The sequence below is a fragment of the Chitinophaga sp. Ak27 genome (assembly GCF_012726295.1).
GTDB lineage: Bacteria > Bacteroidota > Bacteroidia > Chitinophagales > Chitinophagaceae > Chitinophaga.
The window spans coordinates 70221-87079 of sequence record NZ_JABAOB010000013.1 but is presented as its reverse complement, the minus strand read 5'-3'; the positions used below and the strand labels follow the sequence as shown (position 1 = coordinate 87079).

Below are 16859 nucleotides of genomic sequence, written 5' to 3'. Positions count from 1 at the left end.
GATAAAGGCTACCTATTTGCTTTTTCCAGGTCCAGCAGCCACTGCTTTCTGTGTAAGCCTCCCCCATAGCCTGTAAGCTGGCCGTTTTCGCCAATAACACGATGGCAGGGAACAAGGATAGAGATGCGGTTCATACCGTTGGCATTGGCTACGGCGCGAATGGCTTCCGGCTTGTCGATAAACAGCGATTGTTGTTTATAAGAGGCTGTCGTTCCATAAGGAATGGTTTGAAGGGCCTGCCATACCAGTTGCTGGAATGCCGTTCCAGGTGTGAAAAGCGGTAGGGAAAATTGTTGCCTGTTTCCCTGGAAATACTCCTGCAGCTCCGTTTTTAATGAATCGAAGTAGCGATGGCTGGCTTGTATGATATCGGCATTTAATCTCCTGGCCAGGTCTTTCAGTTCTGTTTCCAGCATTTTTCGGTCGCTGAATTCCAGCAGGCAAACGCCTTCTTCTGTTGCACAGGCAATCATGGTGCCCAGCGGCGTTTCCAGGCGGTGGAGATTAATCAGCCGCTTATCCCTCCGATGAGATGGCGACATGCCAAAAATGGATTTGAAAGAATCATTGAATCCGCTCAATGATTCATAACCGGCTTCAAATGCTACAGCGGTAATGGTGTCCCCTTCCTGCAGCTTTTTGAAAGCTGCGTTGATACGGCTCATCCGTTGAAAAGCATGAAAGGTAAGGCCATGATTTTTCAGGAACCAGCGCCGGATAGTATGCGGTTCCAATCCTCTTGCCACCAGGTCTTCATCTTTCAGTTTCGTAGATGGATCCTTTTCCAGCGCCTGCAATAGTTGTTTTATATCGTCGGGTGTTTCGCCAATCAACTCCAGTGGCCGGCATACCTTGCAAGGCCTGTATCCCTTGCTGATAGCTTCATTTGCGGTCTTGAAAAACTCTACATTTTCTGCTTTGGGCTTCCTGGCAGTACAGGTGGGCCTGCAAAAGATACCGGTAGTTTTTACGCCGGTGATAAACGTACCCTCAAAAGAAGCGTCCTTGGCGATGATAGCATTATACATCGTTTGATGTGTAAGCATAATCTTTTTTCTACAAAAGTAAAGCACCAGGGCGGGGCCGGACAACCGGAAAATTGACAACTATTTTTTTGAGGGATGCTATTGAGCAGATTTCTCCCGGAAATGATGAGGCGTTTCCCCTGTCATTCTGCGGAAAAAAGCATTAAAGTTGGAGGCATGACCAAATCCCAGGCAATACCCGATCTGTGCCACATCCCAGCGGGTGTTTTGCAGCATTGCCCTGGCTTCTTTGGCCATATGGCGTGCAATCAGTTCGGTGGTGGTGTGGCCGGTAATTGCCTTTACAGACTTGTTCAGGTAATTAACATGGAGAGAGAGCTGTGCTGCAAACTCACCGGCTGTTTTGAGCCGTACTTCTTGATGGGCGTCGCTTAATGGGAATTGACGTGCCAGCAGCTCCAGGAATAGCTCCGTGATCCGTGCCGCAGAAGTCGTCCTCGTATATTCCGAATCAGGAGGCATGATCTTATGTGCTTCATGTATCAGCAGCTGCAGGTGGCTGCGCCATACATCGTGTTTATGCGCATAGTTACCTGCTGCCTCCTGCAGCATCAGGTCAAAGATATGAACGATCCTTTCCCTGGCAGGGGCGTCGGGAAACAGGATATGATCGCCCTGTACCTTAAAGAAGGAAGCGGCCGCGGGAATTTCCCGTTTTAACCGGTTATGCAGGAATGCTTCGGTAAACAGGCAGTAATAGTAACGCTGCTTTTCGGTAATACGTTGCCAGGCATATGGTATCAACGGGTTGCTAAAAATCAGTGTACCGCTTTTTACCTGGATGTTCCTGTCTGCATAGGTAATAATGGCTTCGCCTTCCAGCAGGAGCGCTATTTTATAATAGTCCCTCCGCATTACTGACGAAGGGCGGGGCGGGTGATCGCCTTCTACCAGCTGCACCTGGAATATTTCAGTGGGGCTGTGGAGAACGCCATGCCTTGTGAAAAACTGCGTTATATGCTCGCGGGAATTCATTGTGCTAAGGTATGAAAATAAAAAGGGCATCAGGGCCATGATATACCGGTTGCCGCTTCGCTGAACAGCCATAATTCCCTCGCTTTGCCAGGATCAAGCGCAAAGCCACGAACGCCGCGTCCCGGAGGAGCATCGTTGGGGACAACAGGGGCAATGTTGCAGTTTTCGCAGTAAACGCCGCCTATACCGTCCAGTTGATCGCTCAGCGCACACCAAACCGTGGTAGCAGCCCCTTGTTCCTGACTTTTGAAGTGAGCTATTTGCTGATCCCAGGCCTGCCGCTCATCATCCGTCATATAGCGGAAGATATCCGTCTGTACCGCACCTGGGTGTACGGCAAATGCCCTGATGCTGTGCGGTGCACCCACCCTGTCCAATTCCGTAGTAAAGAGTACATTGGCGGTTTTCGACAGACCATATGCTTTGGCACTGTCGTAGGAATGATGCTCAAATTGAAGGTCGTCGAGTTCGAGTTCACTACGCCGGTGCCCGACAGAAGAGAGTATTACCACCCTCGCGCCGCCGGCATTTTTTAGCGCCGGCCATAACCGGCCGGTGAGCTGAAAATGGCCAAGATGGTTAACACCAAACTGCAGCTCATAGCCCCGTTGATCTTTCAGCAGCTGCGGCGGACGAAAAATCCCCGCATTGTTGATAAGCAAGTGCAGATGAGGGTGAACGGCGAGAAACTGTTCTGCAAATGTATCAACCGACAGCGGGTCAGCCAGGTCTAACCTCATAAAGGATACATTTGGAAGCGCCGAAAGCCGGTCACCGGCTTTGTCGCCATCCCGCCCGGTAGCAACTACCTGGGCACCGGTATTAGCCAGGGCCTTTACGGTTTCATAACCGATCCCGGAATTCCCCCCGGTAACCAAAACGGTTTTTCCTTTGAGGTCATGTCCGGTAGCTATTTCAGCGGCAGTGCTGTTCGCATTAAAGCGGGAGTAAATGGGTTGTTGGATGCTGGTCATAATAAAAGAAGATTTGATCGCACAAAATTAAGCCAGCTGATTTTTCGAAAGTTATGCGAATCAAATCAATCATTATGCGGATCAGGAGTGTTGAGGTGCATACATTTCCTGGAGGGTATTAATCTCTTCTCCAATCTAAAAAAAAGCAGCCAGGCTCGAGCCTGGCTGCTAATCGCAACTACAGATAGAAAGTCGACCTATTCTAACGCACCATTGTAATCTGTTTCTTTCAGTGGTACCTTCCAGGTCCATTTATTATTGCTTTGAGGTGTGATGGTAACTGCCAGCGCAGTAAGGAAATTACCGCCGGCGGCATAGTTATGCCGTACAATAGTATCACCCCAACGCTTCATATCAAACCAGTCGAATCCTTCTCCCCACAGCTCAATGGCGCGGTAGGTTTTAATTTCGGCCAGCAGATCGGCGCCCGTTTTTGTACAGGTATAGTTGGCATCCCGGCCGGAACCCTGGGTAAGATCGGTAAGCACCTGCTGAATTTCAGCGGCAGGCTTGTTTTGGAAGTATTTAGCCTCTGCTTCGATCAGGTACATTTCGGAGGAACGGAAGTGGTTTAAATTGCCCACCCCCGGCTGATCATTGGCTTTGATTTTGAACTGCATGTAGGCGAACACGTTCGATGTGGGATAGATATCCGGGTACAGCTTAAAGGCTCTGGCCTTCAATGCTGCACCAGCCGCACCCGTAGCGGTAGTGTAAGAATCTGTTTTTGGATCCAGGAACAAGTCTTTGCGAATATCGGTATCCGGAATTTTATTGTACAACTCCCGGCTGATGCATTTAGGCGTAGATCTTACGGCTGATGAGCTGGCGTTGTAAGCAATGTAGGCCTGGTAGGAGTAAAAATACAGTGTTTCATCGGAGGCGCCATAACTGCTCCATATCCATTCCTTGTTGGGATTGGAGAACCCTGCTTTATAGTCTGCCGCCGACATCAGCGGATACCCTGTTCTGGCTTTAACGGCATAGCTTTCAGCGGTGGCGTAGTCCTGACGGTTGAGGGCTGCACGGGCGTATATCGCGTAAGCTACATTGACGTTTACTTCAAAGTTCTGTGCCCGGGATTTGCCGGAAGAAGTATACAGCGCGATGGCGTTGTCCAGGTCTTTGTAAATAAACGCGTAGCTTTCTGATAAAGTAGATCTTTTAAGATCGCCATCAGACATATCAGCTCTGAGCACCAGTCCCGGAGCGTTGCCATTGTCGGAGTCGGCCCACCTGTTGCCGTATAGTTGCGCCAGCATCATATAGCAGTAGGCCCGGTAAGTTAATGCCTGTGCCTTGATGAAGCTTTTGTCTGTATCTGTTCCGGACGCGGCGTCAATGAAGGTAATGATGGCATTGGCATTAGCTATGATCTTGTAGTAATAATACCAGGGATAATAGTCATAAATACTGCTCACATTCTCATTCAGCGTTCCATTGATAAGGGTGGCCCATCCTGAAAGGTTTACAAAGAAGTGATTCCCGGGATAGTTACCATAGTACATTTTAATAGTGCCTTCCCCGTTAAATCCCTGGGAAGACAGGTACTGTATGGTCATCATCTTAGCTAATCCATTTACCGCCAATTTTGCATTGGTGGTAGACTCAAAGGTAACGGCCGGATTTGTAGAACTGGTGGGTGTTGTGTTGAGATAGTCTTTTTTGCAGGAGCCGGCGCATAATGCCAATGCCAGCAAGCCTGCCTGATATATTTTATTCATTCTTTTCAATTTAATTATAAGCCAATGTTGATACCAAAGGATAACACACGTGGTGTTACAAAAGCGTTGAGGCTTCTGCCATTGAAAGATTGCTGGGGGTTCATACCCTGCAGTTTGGTGAAGGTGGCCAGGTTCTCAATGCTGGCTGTTAACCGGGCTGATTTGATATCTATTTTCCGCAGTAATGATCCCGGCATCTGGTAAGCCAATGCTATGTTTTTGATAACCAGGTAAGAGCCATCCTGCAGGAACCGGGTAGACATGGTGTTGCTAAAGTTGCTCTTGGAGAAATCCATTACCGGCACTCCTTTGGGATTAATCCGGTCTGCGGAGGTAGCAGTCATGCCTTCCGGTGCTCCATCCCATGATTTCAGCACATCTTTGTGCATTTGACCTACGCTGCCCGACATGGTCATCAGGCTCAGGTAAGAGTCGTCGTATACTTTGCCGCCCAGTGAATAAGTGAAGATACCGGACAGGGTAAAATCCTTGTAGGTAATACCTGTGGAGAAGCTGCCAAATACTTTCGGAATCGCGCTTCCCGACCAGTCGCGCTTAGCGTAGGTGGTATAGGTAGTATAGTTGGTACCATTAATATTTACCAGGTACTTGTAGTGAGCGCCATTGGTATCTTTAGGATCGAAATTTGCGTCATCGGCCAGGTATAGCGCGCTGCCGGTCATTTGATCTACCCCGGCATACTGGTAAGTCCAGAAATCATAGATGCTGTGACCTTCCATGTATTTGTAGTTGCCGCTTACGATACCTTTTTCCCTATTCTGTTCCGGCAGGGTAACGATTTTGTTGGTCAGCCAGGTGGCATTTACACCTACATTCCATTTAAAGTCTCTCTTCCTCAGCACGTCTACATCCAGCGATAGTTCAATCCCCTTATTGGAAACGGTGCCCAGGTTTTTGCTGATGATAGCCTCAGCATTGCTGCTGGAAGTAGCGCCGGCAGACAATGGCAGGTTGAAGTCAAATAAGAGGTTCTGGGAACGTTTATCGAAGTATTCAACGGTTAAATTGGCACGGTTAAATAAACGGGTTTCCAGCGCTGCAGAGATAGAGGAGGAGGTTTCCCATCTCAGGTCTCTGGCCTCGTTTTGTGTTTTATATAATGCAATACGATTGCTGTTCTGATCGAGTGTATAGAGTGTCATGTAGGCGTAGGTACTGGCACTCAGGTCGTTTCCGATCTGGCCATAGGAGGCGCGTAGCTTGGCATAATCTGCATACCTGGAAAGGGGCGCGAAAAATGCTTCCCTGGATATCAGCCAGCTGCCGCCCAGCGACCAGAAATTCCCCCAGCGGTTATCTTTGTAGAATTTGGAAGAACCATCTCTTCTGAAGGAACCATCCAGGAAGTATTTTTCATCATAGCTATAACGTGCACGGGCAAAATAGCCTTCTGACCGGTAGTCTACCTGGTAGTCGGTTAAATTGGTGATCTTAGTGAAGTTCACCAGCTCTGTGGCATTGGCAAATGCTTCCGTTGTTTTATAGCCGTACAGGTAATTGTAATTGTCGTAGTAATTTTCGTGTCCTGCCAGGGCTTCTATGCTATGAAGCCCGTAGGACTTGCTCCAGTTAAGGATTTCCTGGCCGGTATAGTTTTTATAGCGATAGTTGGTACGGGAGGCGCGGCCTTCGTTGCCGGCGCCGTCACCGATAACAGCATTGTTATATACATGTTCGTCGCTGTTGCGAACGTTCAGGTCGCCCTTTACGCTGAACGTAAAGTCTTTCAGGAATTTGAAGTCGAGGAATACTTGTCCGTTTACCGTATTCCGGTATATCATGTCGCGGTTTAATTCATTTTCCCAGATGGTGTGCCTGCCAACATATTGGTTGCGGGAGGTGCTGCCATCGTCATATTGTTGTTGCCCGTTACGATCCAGTTTGAAATCACCGGTGATGGCATCATGCAGATGTACCGGGTAGATTGGGGCAATGCTCCTGGCATACATAAATGGATTCACGAACGAAGCTGCACTGGAAGAGGTTGCAGAAACGTTGCTGGTGATCTGGTGGGTGCCGGAAAGGTTAAAACCGTATTTGAACCAGTCTCTCGCCTGTATGTCGGCATTAATCCTTCCAGTAAACCTTTTATAGCTGGTATTGGTGATATACCCGTTTTCATCCAGGTAGCCAACAGAATAATAGAGACTATTCTTTTTATTGTTGGCGCTGCCATTCAGGGCATAGTCCTGGCGATAGCCGGTTTTTTCAATGTTCCGGAACCAGTTCAGGTCGCCGGCATATCCGGGTAAAATTCTGGCGTCGGCTACCATTTTACCATTGGCATCAAATAGCTGGTTAGCTGGTTTGTCGTAAATGTTGAGGTACAGGTAGTCGGAAATAAGGCTGCTGGTCGCTTTGGCGCCGGCAGCTTCTTTGGTGGGATAGGTAGTAGGATTGGTGGATAACAGGTTGTTACGGTATCCTTTCCACATCGTTTCCATAAATTCATTGGCGCTCAGTACTTCATATTCTTTGATACCACGGGTATACACGCCCTGGTTCATGATGAAGTTAACGCTGGTATTACCTTTGGCGGCTCTTTTGGTGGTCATGATGATGACTCCGTTGGATGCTTTGTTACCATACAATGCACCGGCGGCGGCGTCTTTCAAGACAGATACGGATTCAATATCTGCAGGATTGATATCGGTAACATTGCCCGCAAAGGGTACGCCGTCGATAACATACAGCGGCGAGTTATCTCCATTCACAGACGTAAAGCCACGGATACGTACGCTGGGCGTGGCGCCCGGAGTGCCCGTGGTATTGTTTACCTGGATACCGGCCGCTCCTTCCAATACGCTGATGGCGTTTGATACGGGACGTTTCTCGATATCTTTTGTTTTGATAGCCGCTACTGATCCGGTGAGGGCTTCTTTTTTAGACTGACCGTAGGCGACTACAATTACTTCGCTCAGATCATCGGGCCGCGTGTTCAACGACACGTTGATAACGCTGCTATTACCTACCGTTGCGGTTTTGGAGTTGAATCCGACAGCGCGGAATATTAATACTTTCCCCGGTGGTACCTGGATAGTATAATTACCCTGTGCATCTGTTTGGGTGCCGGAAGAAGTGCCTTGGATGATGACAGAAATGCCCGGTATGGCGCTTCCATCAGTGGTGTTGGTTACTTTGCCGCTGATTTTTTTGCCCTGCGCAATAAGCAGTGTTGGCAGGAGACTCAGAAAGAAAAAAATTAGTGATCTTTTTCCCATGAAGTTCAGATTTAGATGTTAGAGATAAAAAGATAATTGTTGCTATATGCAGGCAACAGTTAGCCATTAAGACCGTAGCCCTTTGCATGTCATGTTGATAGTGGTCTTATTTACCGGGCATAGAAAGTCCCTTAACTATTTGCCGTGTTTGGCGCATATAGTTTTAGTAAGGAATCCATACATTAATGGTCATAGAAAGTCCATCACCATAAAGAAATTATTTCTTTATGGCGGTGAGCACAAACCTCCGTATTGACCTGGAAGTATAGAATGCCCTGCCTGTAAGGCTTTGCGCGCTTACAGCAGCTATGCCGGATGCCGGATTGAAATTTCAGTACATAAAAAAATTCCTGCCATAGGGCTGCATACCTATATGGCTACCAGTTTGAATACAGATTTTAAGCGTTCATCCATAGCAAAATACCTGGCGTAAAAGGGTTGCTTTTACCGCCCTTAGTTCAGATTTTGATCTTTAAATTCCCATCTTAAACACAAAAATATACCAGTATAAAGCAAAGAGCTTTATAGTTAACAGCGCCTATTTTTGTTTTGATACGTAAATGATGCGCAGGCCTATCAGGTATAGGTTTGGGCTATCAGTTCAGATGTTTGTTGTTAAGTAAAAATCTATCGTTTTTTAATTCTACATTTTGGTTTTAGCTCGTTGTAACGTTGTTTCTCATTATAGCAAAAAAGTATGCAGATAAAATGAATATTGGTCGCTCGCTCGGTTTTCTTTTTTCAACGTCACACAGATGTTAGTGCTCTGCAACAAAAATAATAAAAAAGTTAAACTTTTCTAGCCTTTCAAAAAAAATGTATGCAGCGTTTTTTGAAATGGACTATGCATCACATGTTGACACGCCCTTCTCCTTGATTTTTAGCGCTTTTAGGCGACTTGCCTGCTGCTTTACCAAGTTGATAACTGAGGGTAAACACCGCCCGTCTTGTACCAAACCAATGAGAGAGTTGATTGTCGATAATGCTTTTTCACGGAAGATAAATCGCACCCGATAGGTGTCGAAAAGGTCATAGACGTTGATTTTGATACCGGTAGATAAAAAACAGGCGGAGCGCCTGCACTCCGCCTGTTGGAATTAAGCGCCTACCAGTCCGGCGGCCTTGTGCGCAGGATCAGCCAGTTGCTGGTTAAACCACTGCGGATACATAGGCGTAGGTTGGGAAAGGTTGTTTAACATTTCTATTTCAGCTGCCGTTAGGTTAATAGTCGCAGCTTTCAGATTGTCTTCCAGTTGGTGTAGTTTGCTCGCGCCAATAATTACGCTGGATACTACCCGCTTGGTGAGCAGCCATGACAGCGATATTTGAGCGGGAGTAGCATTATGCGTTGCGGCTATTTCTTTTAGCCGATCCAGTAGTACAAATCCTTTTTCTTTATCAAACGGCAGCAAATCGAAACCTGACAACCGGTTATTCTCATCCTTCAGGTTTTCCCGGGTATATTTACCACTGAGGAAACCGCCGGCCAACGGGCCCCATACGGTCATACCGATTCCGGCATGCAACATAAAAGGAGTAATGTCATGTTCAGCATCGCGGCCCACGAGGGTATAATTCATTTGCCCGTTGCAGAAGGTAGCCCATCCGTTATCGCGCTGCATCTGCCATGCGATGGCCGATTTCCATACCGACCAATTAGAAAAACCGATATACCTTACTTTACCGCTTTTTACCAGGGAGTCCAATGTTTCCAATGTTTCTTCCAGCGGGGTAACCGGGTCTTCCCGGTGTACGATATAGAGGTCAATATAATCGGTGCCCAGGCGCTTCAGGCTTTGTTCGCAGGAATACAGGATATGCCGCCGGGAAAGGCCGGATTGGGTAATAGGTGTACCATTGCGAAAGCCTACTTTGGTGGCAATAACAGCTTCCTGCCGGCGATCGGCCAGCAGCCTGCCCAGCATTTCTTCCGATTGTCCTCCGGCATAGCCATCTGCTGTGTCAAAAAAGTTAATGCCTGCCGCCAATGACGTGTCTATCATTTTCCGGGCATCATCCAGCGATACTTTATATACACTGGGAATAGAAGGGTCGCTGCCAAAGGTCATAGCGCCAAAAGAAAGCCTGGATACAACCAGGCCGGTGTTGCCGAGTGTGGTATATTTCATATGAGTAACAAATGGATGTTGAATGTAAAATTTTTATCGCAAAACCATCTATTATTAATATATGTAGTGACAGGTAATAAGTTAAAATCCTGGATTTCTATTACCGCAAAGCAATATCCATCACCTACATGGAATATAAGGGACAAAAATTGCAACAGGAATCCCGTTCCTTTGAATAATCCGTCCTATTTTTGCCAATGTGCAGGCATCCACTGTACATTGACTTTTAATACCGAGATATGCAATTACAGGATCAGAAAATTATTGCGGCACTGGAAACCATGTGGCAGGAAGCAGAAAAGCTTTATGAGCAGCAGGATCCCGCCCGCTACGCACTGAAACTGGAAGAAGCCTGGAATGTATTACCCTGGCCCCGGGAGAGCTACGAAGAAAGTTATGATATTGCCTTTAGCATAGCCGATACGTATTTCGCGCTAAGGGATTACCCCAATATGCTGAAATGGGCCAAAACCTTACAACACTGCGACCGTGACCGTGACGACGAAGGGGAGAGAACTTTTATGCTGGGAAAAGCGTTGTTTGAGAATGGAATGATAACAGAAGCCACCGGATACTTCGCTACTGCTATGCAAGCCTCCGCAGGACGGGTGTTTGAAGGTGAGGATGAAAAATACCTGCATGTATTTGAGGGCGTCAGTTCCGTGGTGAAAGAAGAACTCCCCGAAGCAATTTATCGACAAGTAGAGGTATTATCGGAAGAAGGTAATGAACTGGCAGATGAAGAACAATACGATGCCGCCATCGCGAAGTTCACCGCTGCGTTGCAACTGTTGCCAGCTCCGCGGCATGAGTGGGAAGCCAGTACCTGGTTATATGCCAGCATTGGCGACATGTATTTCTTTAAAGCCGATTATGCGGCCGCAGCGTACCAGTTTTATGAGGCATTAAACGGCCCCGATGCACAGGCCGTAGGATTTGTACACCTGCGCCTGGGTGAATGCCTGTACGAAATCAAACAGGAAGAAAAGGCAGTAGAACATTTACTGAGAGCATATATGCTGGAAGGCCCTGAAATATTTGCGGAAGAAGATAACCGGTATTTCGACTTTCTGAAAGGACGCGTGGAATTGTAGTCGCCTGTCTTATACATCAAAATGACATCCAACATGAAACCGATTCACCTTGTTGCCTGTTTGCTGATGACAGCAGCCTGCGATAACCCCAAAAATGCTTCCAGCCCGAATGAGGCGCCGGGAAAAAAATCTGATAGCACCATCGTAACAACTCCTGTAACAGATACTACCCGGTTTGTATTCCTGAGTAACCTGAGAAATGGGGACACGCTCGTCAAAGGAAAGACCTATATCGACACCCTGTCTTTTATCAACTATAACGAAAACGGGGACGATGGCCTGTTCGTTTGCGCCCGGAACCGCGATACCGCTTTTCTGATCTTTAATACCAACAATCCCCCGGAACTAAATAACGGCGACCAGGTGCTGGTGCAGTGGAATATGGACGTGTATGAACCTGCGGGCGATCCGGAAAATCCGCTTCCAAGGGAGTTTGTAGTCGACTATCGTTTACTGCATCCCGGTAAGGTAACTTTACTGAAGAGCAGGAAGCCCGCACTGGCGGCTATCTACCGGCATAAAGACCTCAGCGATACCGGTAAACAGGAAATAGACGCTGCGGTATGGTACTATGTAGCCAATACTAAGGATACTACCATACGACGTATGATAGATACCGATCCCCAGTTATTGCAATATACTGTAGAGGAAGAAACGGAAGATTCTCGCTTATCGGGCATATTCCCGATTACATTTACCGATGGGACGCAGCAGGTACTGAAGCGCGTTTTTTTCGATGTTGAAAGACCGTATTCGCTGTTTGAATAATCATTAAGCAACAGACGTGCGCTCTGCAAATTCATTGATCAATCTTAGCTGATCGCCCAAGGAATACACGGCGTCTATGATGGGGGCATATTTGAAGGTGAAATGCCGCAATCGCAGTTTACCAGCAGCTTCTTTTTCCACCGGGTGGAAAGTGCTGCCGGCCTCTTCAAACAGGTACCAGTCGTCTTGTATGTGCTGGCAGTGTTCGCAGTGGTTGTACCAGAAGTGCCCCTCTGCCGTGTCGGACCAGCTTTGCTTAAAATGTGGATAATGCTCTTCCAGGAATACCCGTAAATTATCAGAAAGCGCTGATACCTGTTGGAAGAGCGTGAAAAAATCCTGCGCCAGCCACACCGCTTCATCCCGGTCATTTACATCCTTTTCGAAGAAATAATTGCCGGCAAGGGCTATCACGGGGTTATCGCGCTGACATTTAGGACAAGCCGCCACTCCATGTACCGTGGTAATCTCGCTGGGCAGGATGATCGCTGGATATTTCTCCGGAATCCACTGTTCTACTGCTGTTAACCGGTCATATTGCCCTTCCGGCAAATAGCAGGTTTGGGCTACCTGATCCCAAAGGACGCCCAATGAAATGGCATATGCTTTCTCTGCTGGAGGAACATTCAGTAATAATGACATAATGTTTGGGTATGAGTGACGCTCGTTATGGAATTTAAGGAAAAAACGGGGGATTCCGGCATTAACTTTATCACATAGGTCCTGTCTATAACGAAAACGGCATTGGTGGATCGTTCCGCCAATGCCGTGTCAATACTGGCTACCCAGCTGAAATATAGTTAGTATTTATCGTCGTTGATTTCCAGCCAGTAGCCATCCGGATCACGGAGGTATATCTGCTGCACGCCATCTACCCGCTTATTTACTGCGCCGGCCTTGCCTGGCCAGTCCTCCCAGGCAACATGATGCGCCTGTAATACGGCCAGGAACTCCTTCATAGAAGGGACGCTGAAACAGAGATGGGTGTTTTTGTCATGGGTAGTGGCGCCGGCGGCGCCGGAAATAATATGTACCTGGCTATGCGCGCCAACTTTAAACCAGCTGTGCCTGCCATCTTTAAACGGTTCCTCCATGGGTTCCAGTCCTATAATATCGCGGTAAAAAGCTGTGCTTTTATCCAGGTCCACCACGTATAACGCCATATGGTTCAGCGATGGATATTTCTTCGTTTGTGCATTCATGTTAGTGGAAATCCCGGTCAGTGCCAATATCAGGAGGCAGCCGGCAAATATAGCTTGTTTCATACTAACAAGATAATCAGCCGGATTGAAAAGTGCAAGCTTAATTTGCTGCTTTAAACGCAATAGATTCGATAACAACGTCCAGCTTTTTCAGGGCTGGGAGGTCGGAACGTAGTGTTTTATCGCCTGTAACCTGGTCATATTGTTTAGGGTCGCCGGTATTGTTGGCTTTCAGTACCACAATCACGCTTTTGCCTTCCAGGGCGCCGCCGTTCCAGCTGGATACCGTACCGCCATTGGTCCACTCAAAGGCGTTGAACTTAAATGGGCGGCCATTTACCTTAGCCAGTTTGTCGAGCGGGTCGCCGGCTTTAATACCGTAGGGCGACTTCCACTTGGAAGGATAATGGGAAAAAGTGACAATATTTCCATTTTCACCATCAAATTGTACTTCCAGTTCATTGTCCGTATCCGGATAAATAACGTAGGCTTCTCCGTCCTTATCACCTGCCAGGTTGATGGCGTCGTGTTGGGTAACGTTATTGGCGCCATACATTTCTACCAGCTGTTCGGGGGTGCGTACCTGGAATAATGGACGTACTTCCCAGTTACGTGTATCCGTAGCCGGGGTGGCGGGATTCGCAGTATTTTCTGTACCGGTATTGGTATTGCCGGCAGCAGCAGTATTGCTTTCCGAGGCGGCATTGGCATTAGATTCGGCCACTGCGGCAGCCTGGTTGGCCGCAGCTACGTCTGCAATGCTGGCCGGTGGCTTCTTGCCGGTTACCGGGCCGGTATAGGTAGCCAGGAAGTCTTTCTTATCGTCCAGTAATGCTTTGGTATCGTTTTTATATTTATTGGCTGTATAGGTGGCCAATGGGAATACACTGTTGGTTTCCAGGTTCATGCTACGAAGGTTGGCAATAAACCGTTGCCGGTTACAATCGCTGTACTGGTACAGGTATTTCAATGCAGCATCCAGTGCCACGGGGTCTTTCTTCAGGTCAAATACGGTGGAGTCTATGTCCAGTCCGGCATTGCCGCTGCGGGTGAGCTGCTCTGCAATGTATCCTGTAATGGAATCATGCGGGAGCTGGTAGTGTGCCGCTACCCTCGCGGAAAAATCGTTGATAACGGTTTGACTGAGCTTCGCTTGCGCACTCAGCATTACCGGGACGAATAAGGCCGCCAATATGAAAAACCTTTTCATGTGAGCTGTATTGATCATCTTAAAAACTGACAACATTAACTGGTTTGAGATCACTAATTTATGTAATCTTTGTTACAGGCATACTATTACAGCCAATTATAACGGTAATTAGTAAAACGTAACGATACCGGAATATAGTATTTTTTGGGCGCCCGGAAAGCTAAAGAAATAGCGCTCCGCTTTCATTTACGGCTGAACAGGGATGCTGTCGCGGGTTTTCATAAATGTTTCATATTCCTTTTTTATCGCCAGGTAAAGGTCATAATCCGAGACATTTTTAATAAATGCATAGTCGGGCTGGTAATGCTGCATAAACAATTTCAGGCTGTCGCCATCCAGGTGGGTTACCTTGTTGACCAGCGAAGGTGTGTAAACACGGTTTACAAACATCTCCTGTTCCTTATTTAGGAGCATATGTTTGAACGCTATTTTCTTTTTATTTTTCTTAAACTGTGTTACCCGGTACAGGTTATTGATGTTTACACTGAGTCCTCCATATATCTCATACCATTTGAGCCGCCGAAACGTAAGGGATTTTGCATACTCCTCGCGGAAAGCCAGGGAATCCTTAAAAAAATTGTACCGCACAATATGCACGGTTTTTAATTGTACCGGCGGCCTCACTATCGTGTCGGCAGGCGTTTTGGTTTGTGCAAAACTACGGCCGGCAATCCCGCATAACAACAGTATCCATATGCTTAGCAAGGGTTTCATGGGCAATTAAAGTACCTTATTCTGTTTTAAAAAAAAGTTAAATAAACATATCTTGGGGCCAGAAATTATCCCCATGAAAGTTTGTCCGTTTCCATTGAAACGCCTGTTAATGTTGTTACTGTTAGCATTTTTGGCGTCATGTGATCAAAGTACAACAAAAAAATTTACTGTAGCAGACATACCAGATCCCAAGAAGATGGATGGTGGTTATGTCAGTAATCCAGATCATCTGTTGTCAGATGCCGCCGTCAGCTCGCTGAATGAGCAGCTAGGCATCCTCGACCGGGCCGGGAAAGTGCAGGTAGGCGTAGTAGTGGTGCACAGCATAGGAAACAATGATACCCGCGATTTTGTACACCAGTTATTTAACTATTGGAAGATTGGGAGTAAGGAGAAGAACAACGGTTTGTTGATCCTGATGGTAGAAGACGCCCGTAAACTGGAGTTTGAAACGGGAACCGGCATCGAAGCAGATATGCCAGATATTATCTGTTTTCGCATTCAGCAGGAGTACATGATTCCCCGCATCAAGGAGCACGACTACGATGCTGCTTTCCGGGATGGCATCCTGTCGGTGGCTTCATTATTTAATAATGGCAACTATGCCTATAATCAGCTGCCGGAGCCCTCCGTGGTGGACAGTTCACTCTTGGTGGCAGATGCAGCAGTTGCAGACCCGGTTCACGCCGGTTATCCTGGTTTAACCGCGGTAGCCGACAGCGTAGTGGCCGACAACGCTGCGGCGGAAGATCCGGGACTGGTGGAAGCCCCGCCCAGCTATTTCGCTGGCAATACATCTTCGATTAGCTCTTCCTATATCGGGGAACCTTCTATCCCCGGCCTCATTTTCTGGTTTATCGCGTCTTTAGTGATGATACGTGTTTTCTTTAGCCGGAAAATAAAAATCAAAAAGGGAGACGATCAGGCGCCGGTGCGATTGAAAGATGCCCCCAATGAGCTGTTGAGGCCAGGTACCTTGGGGTTTATACTGGTATACGGTTTAGGCCTGGTGGGCGTTGGATATATGGCCTCCGTCCGGCACACAGATGTAGGCTTTCTCAAAACCTTTGTGATATTCTATCTCGCCTGGTGTTTGTTTATGTCCGGTGTAGTCATCATACTATTGCTGCGTGGCGCCGCTGTGCTCCACGAAAAAGACAGACATGAAAAGTGGGCCTGCCTGGCCATGGTAAAACGTGACGTAGGACCGGCCGCCTATGTATTCCCATTGCCATTGCTCGGATTATATGTGTGGGCACTGAAAAAGCGGATGGATCGCTTGCGCAATGAGAGCTACAAGTGTCCCAGTTGTAACCATCCCATGCATAGGCTGAATGACGTAGAAGACAATGATTACCTGGATAAAGCACAGGTGGTGGAAGAGCATCTGGAGTCGGTAGATTATGATATATGGCGGTGCGATAGCTGTAGCACGCAGCTGGTATTAAATTATACCAATATGCGTTCTACTTGTTCAGAATGCCCTTCCTGTCATCATTACACCTTTCGCTGTGATAAAACAGTCACATTGAAACGGGCTACTACTTCTTCACAAGGCATGGGATCACAGCAGTTTTCTTGTGCGGCCTGTAAATTTAAGCACGATTATATGTTTATTATTCCTAAGGTATCTTCTTCCTCTTCTGGTAGTTCTTCTTCTGGATCTTCTTTTTCTTCTTCTTCGTCTTCCTCCAGCTGGGGAGGAGGATCTTCGGGAGGGGGAGGAGCCAGCAGCAGCTGGTAGCTGGTATATGGAAAAAAAGAGCCGGTTTAATAACCGG

The 16859-nt window shown here is 47.4% G+C and carries 13 protein-coding genes; 3 read left to right on the top strand and 10 right to left on the bottom strand.

Annotation, left to right across the window (positions count from 1 at the left end; translation table 11 throughout):
- Positions 1-8: 8 nt before the first annotated feature.
- The 6 genes from HGH90_RS30395 to HGH90_RS30370 all read right to left on the bottom strand — a co-directional run bounded on the left by HGH90_RS30395 (position 9) and on the right by HGH90_RS30370 (position 10090).
- Positions 9-1046 (bottom strand): bifunctional transcriptional activator/DNA repair enzyme AdaA, encoded by a 1038-nt coding sequence (locus HGH90_RS30395; RefSeq protein ID WP_168766146.1) that lies wholly within the window; start codon positions 1044-1046, stop codon positions 9-11.
- Between the two features lie 78 nt (positions 1047-1124).
- Positions 1125-2093, bottom strand: coding sequence for a helix-turn-helix domain-containing protein (locus HGH90_RS30390; RefSeq protein ID WP_168766145.1), 969 nt, complete (start codon positions 2091-2093; stop codon positions 1125-1127).
- On the bottom strand, positions 2051-2995 hold the full coding sequence (locus HGH90_RS30385) for an SDR family NAD(P)-dependent oxidoreductase (protein ID WP_211172712.1): 945 nt from the start codon (positions 2993-2995) through the stop codon (positions 2051-2053). Before HGH90_RS30385 ends, HGH90_RS30390 begins: the two co-directional genes overlap by 43 nt.
- 197 nt (positions 2996-3192) lie before the next feature.
- The gene (locus HGH90_RS30380; RefSeq protein ID WP_168766144.1) at positions 3193-4719 is read right to left on the bottom strand and encodes a RagB/SusD family nutrient uptake outer membrane protein; all 1527 of its coding nucleotides are present in this window, start codon (positions 4717-4719) and stop codon (positions 3193-3195) included.
- Between the two features lie 14 nt (positions 4720-4733).
- A complete protein-coding gene (locus HGH90_RS30375; protein WP_168766143.1) occupies positions 4734-7961 on the bottom strand; it encodes a SusC/RagA family TonB-linked outer membrane protein in 3228 nt (1075 codons plus the stop codon).
- A gap of 1097 nt (positions 7962-9058) precedes the next feature.
- Positions 9059-10090: an aldo/keto reductase gene (locus HGH90_RS30370; protein ID WP_168766142.1), complete on the bottom strand. Its 1032-nt coding sequence runs from the start codon at positions 10088-10090 to the stop codon at positions 9059-9061.
- A 239-nt stretch (positions 10091-10329) separates the two neighbouring features.
- Between HGH90_RS30370 and HGH90_RS31700 the strand changes: the two genes are divergently transcribed.
- Complete coding sequence (locus HGH90_RS31700) at positions 10330-11184, top strand: tetratricopeptide repeat protein (protein ID WP_211172711.1); 855 nt, start codon at positions 10330-10332, stop codon at positions 11182-11184.
- Positions 11185-11217: 33 nt separating this feature from the next.
- Positions 11218-11952 (top strand): hypothetical protein, encoded by a 735-nt coding sequence (locus tag HGH90_RS30360; RefSeq protein ID WP_169192684.1) that lies wholly within the window; start codon positions 11218-11220, stop codon positions 11950-11952.
- A 3-nt stretch (positions 11953-11955) separates the two neighbouring features.
- On the opposite strand, the gene HGH90_RS30355 is transcribed toward HGH90_RS30360, so the two are convergent.
- From HGH90_RS30355 to HGH90_RS30340, 4 genes are all read right to left on the bottom strand, one after another.
- Positions 11956-12594, bottom strand: coding sequence for a hypothetical protein (locus HGH90_RS30355; protein WP_168766140.1), 639 nt, complete (start codon positions 12592-12594; stop codon positions 11956-11958).
- Between the two features lie 158 nt (positions 12595-12752).
- Entirely contained in the window at positions 12753-13217 is a 465-nt protein-coding gene (locus tag HGH90_RS30350) for a VOC family protein (RefSeq protein ID WP_168766139.1), read from the bottom strand.
- A 37-nt stretch (positions 13218-13254) separates the two neighbouring features.
- Positions 13255-14364, bottom strand: a complete 1110-nt coding sequence (locus HGH90_RS30345) for a hypothetical protein (RefSeq protein ID WP_169192683.1) — start codon at positions 14362-14364, stop codon at positions 13255-13257.
- A gap of 186 nt (positions 14365-14550) precedes the next feature.
- A complete protein-coding gene (locus HGH90_RS30340; protein WP_169192682.1) occupies positions 14551-15078 on the bottom strand; it encodes a hypothetical protein in 528 nt (175 codons plus the stop codon).
- Between the two features lie 109 nt (positions 15079-15187).
- Between HGH90_RS30340 and HGH90_RS30335 the strand changes: the two genes are divergently transcribed.
- Positions 15188-16822 (top strand): TPM domain-containing protein, encoded by a 1635-nt coding sequence (locus tag HGH90_RS30335; RefSeq protein WP_169192681.1) that lies wholly within the window; start codon positions 15188-15190, stop codon positions 16820-16822.
- The last annotated feature ends 37 nt before the right edge of the window (positions 16823-16859 follow it).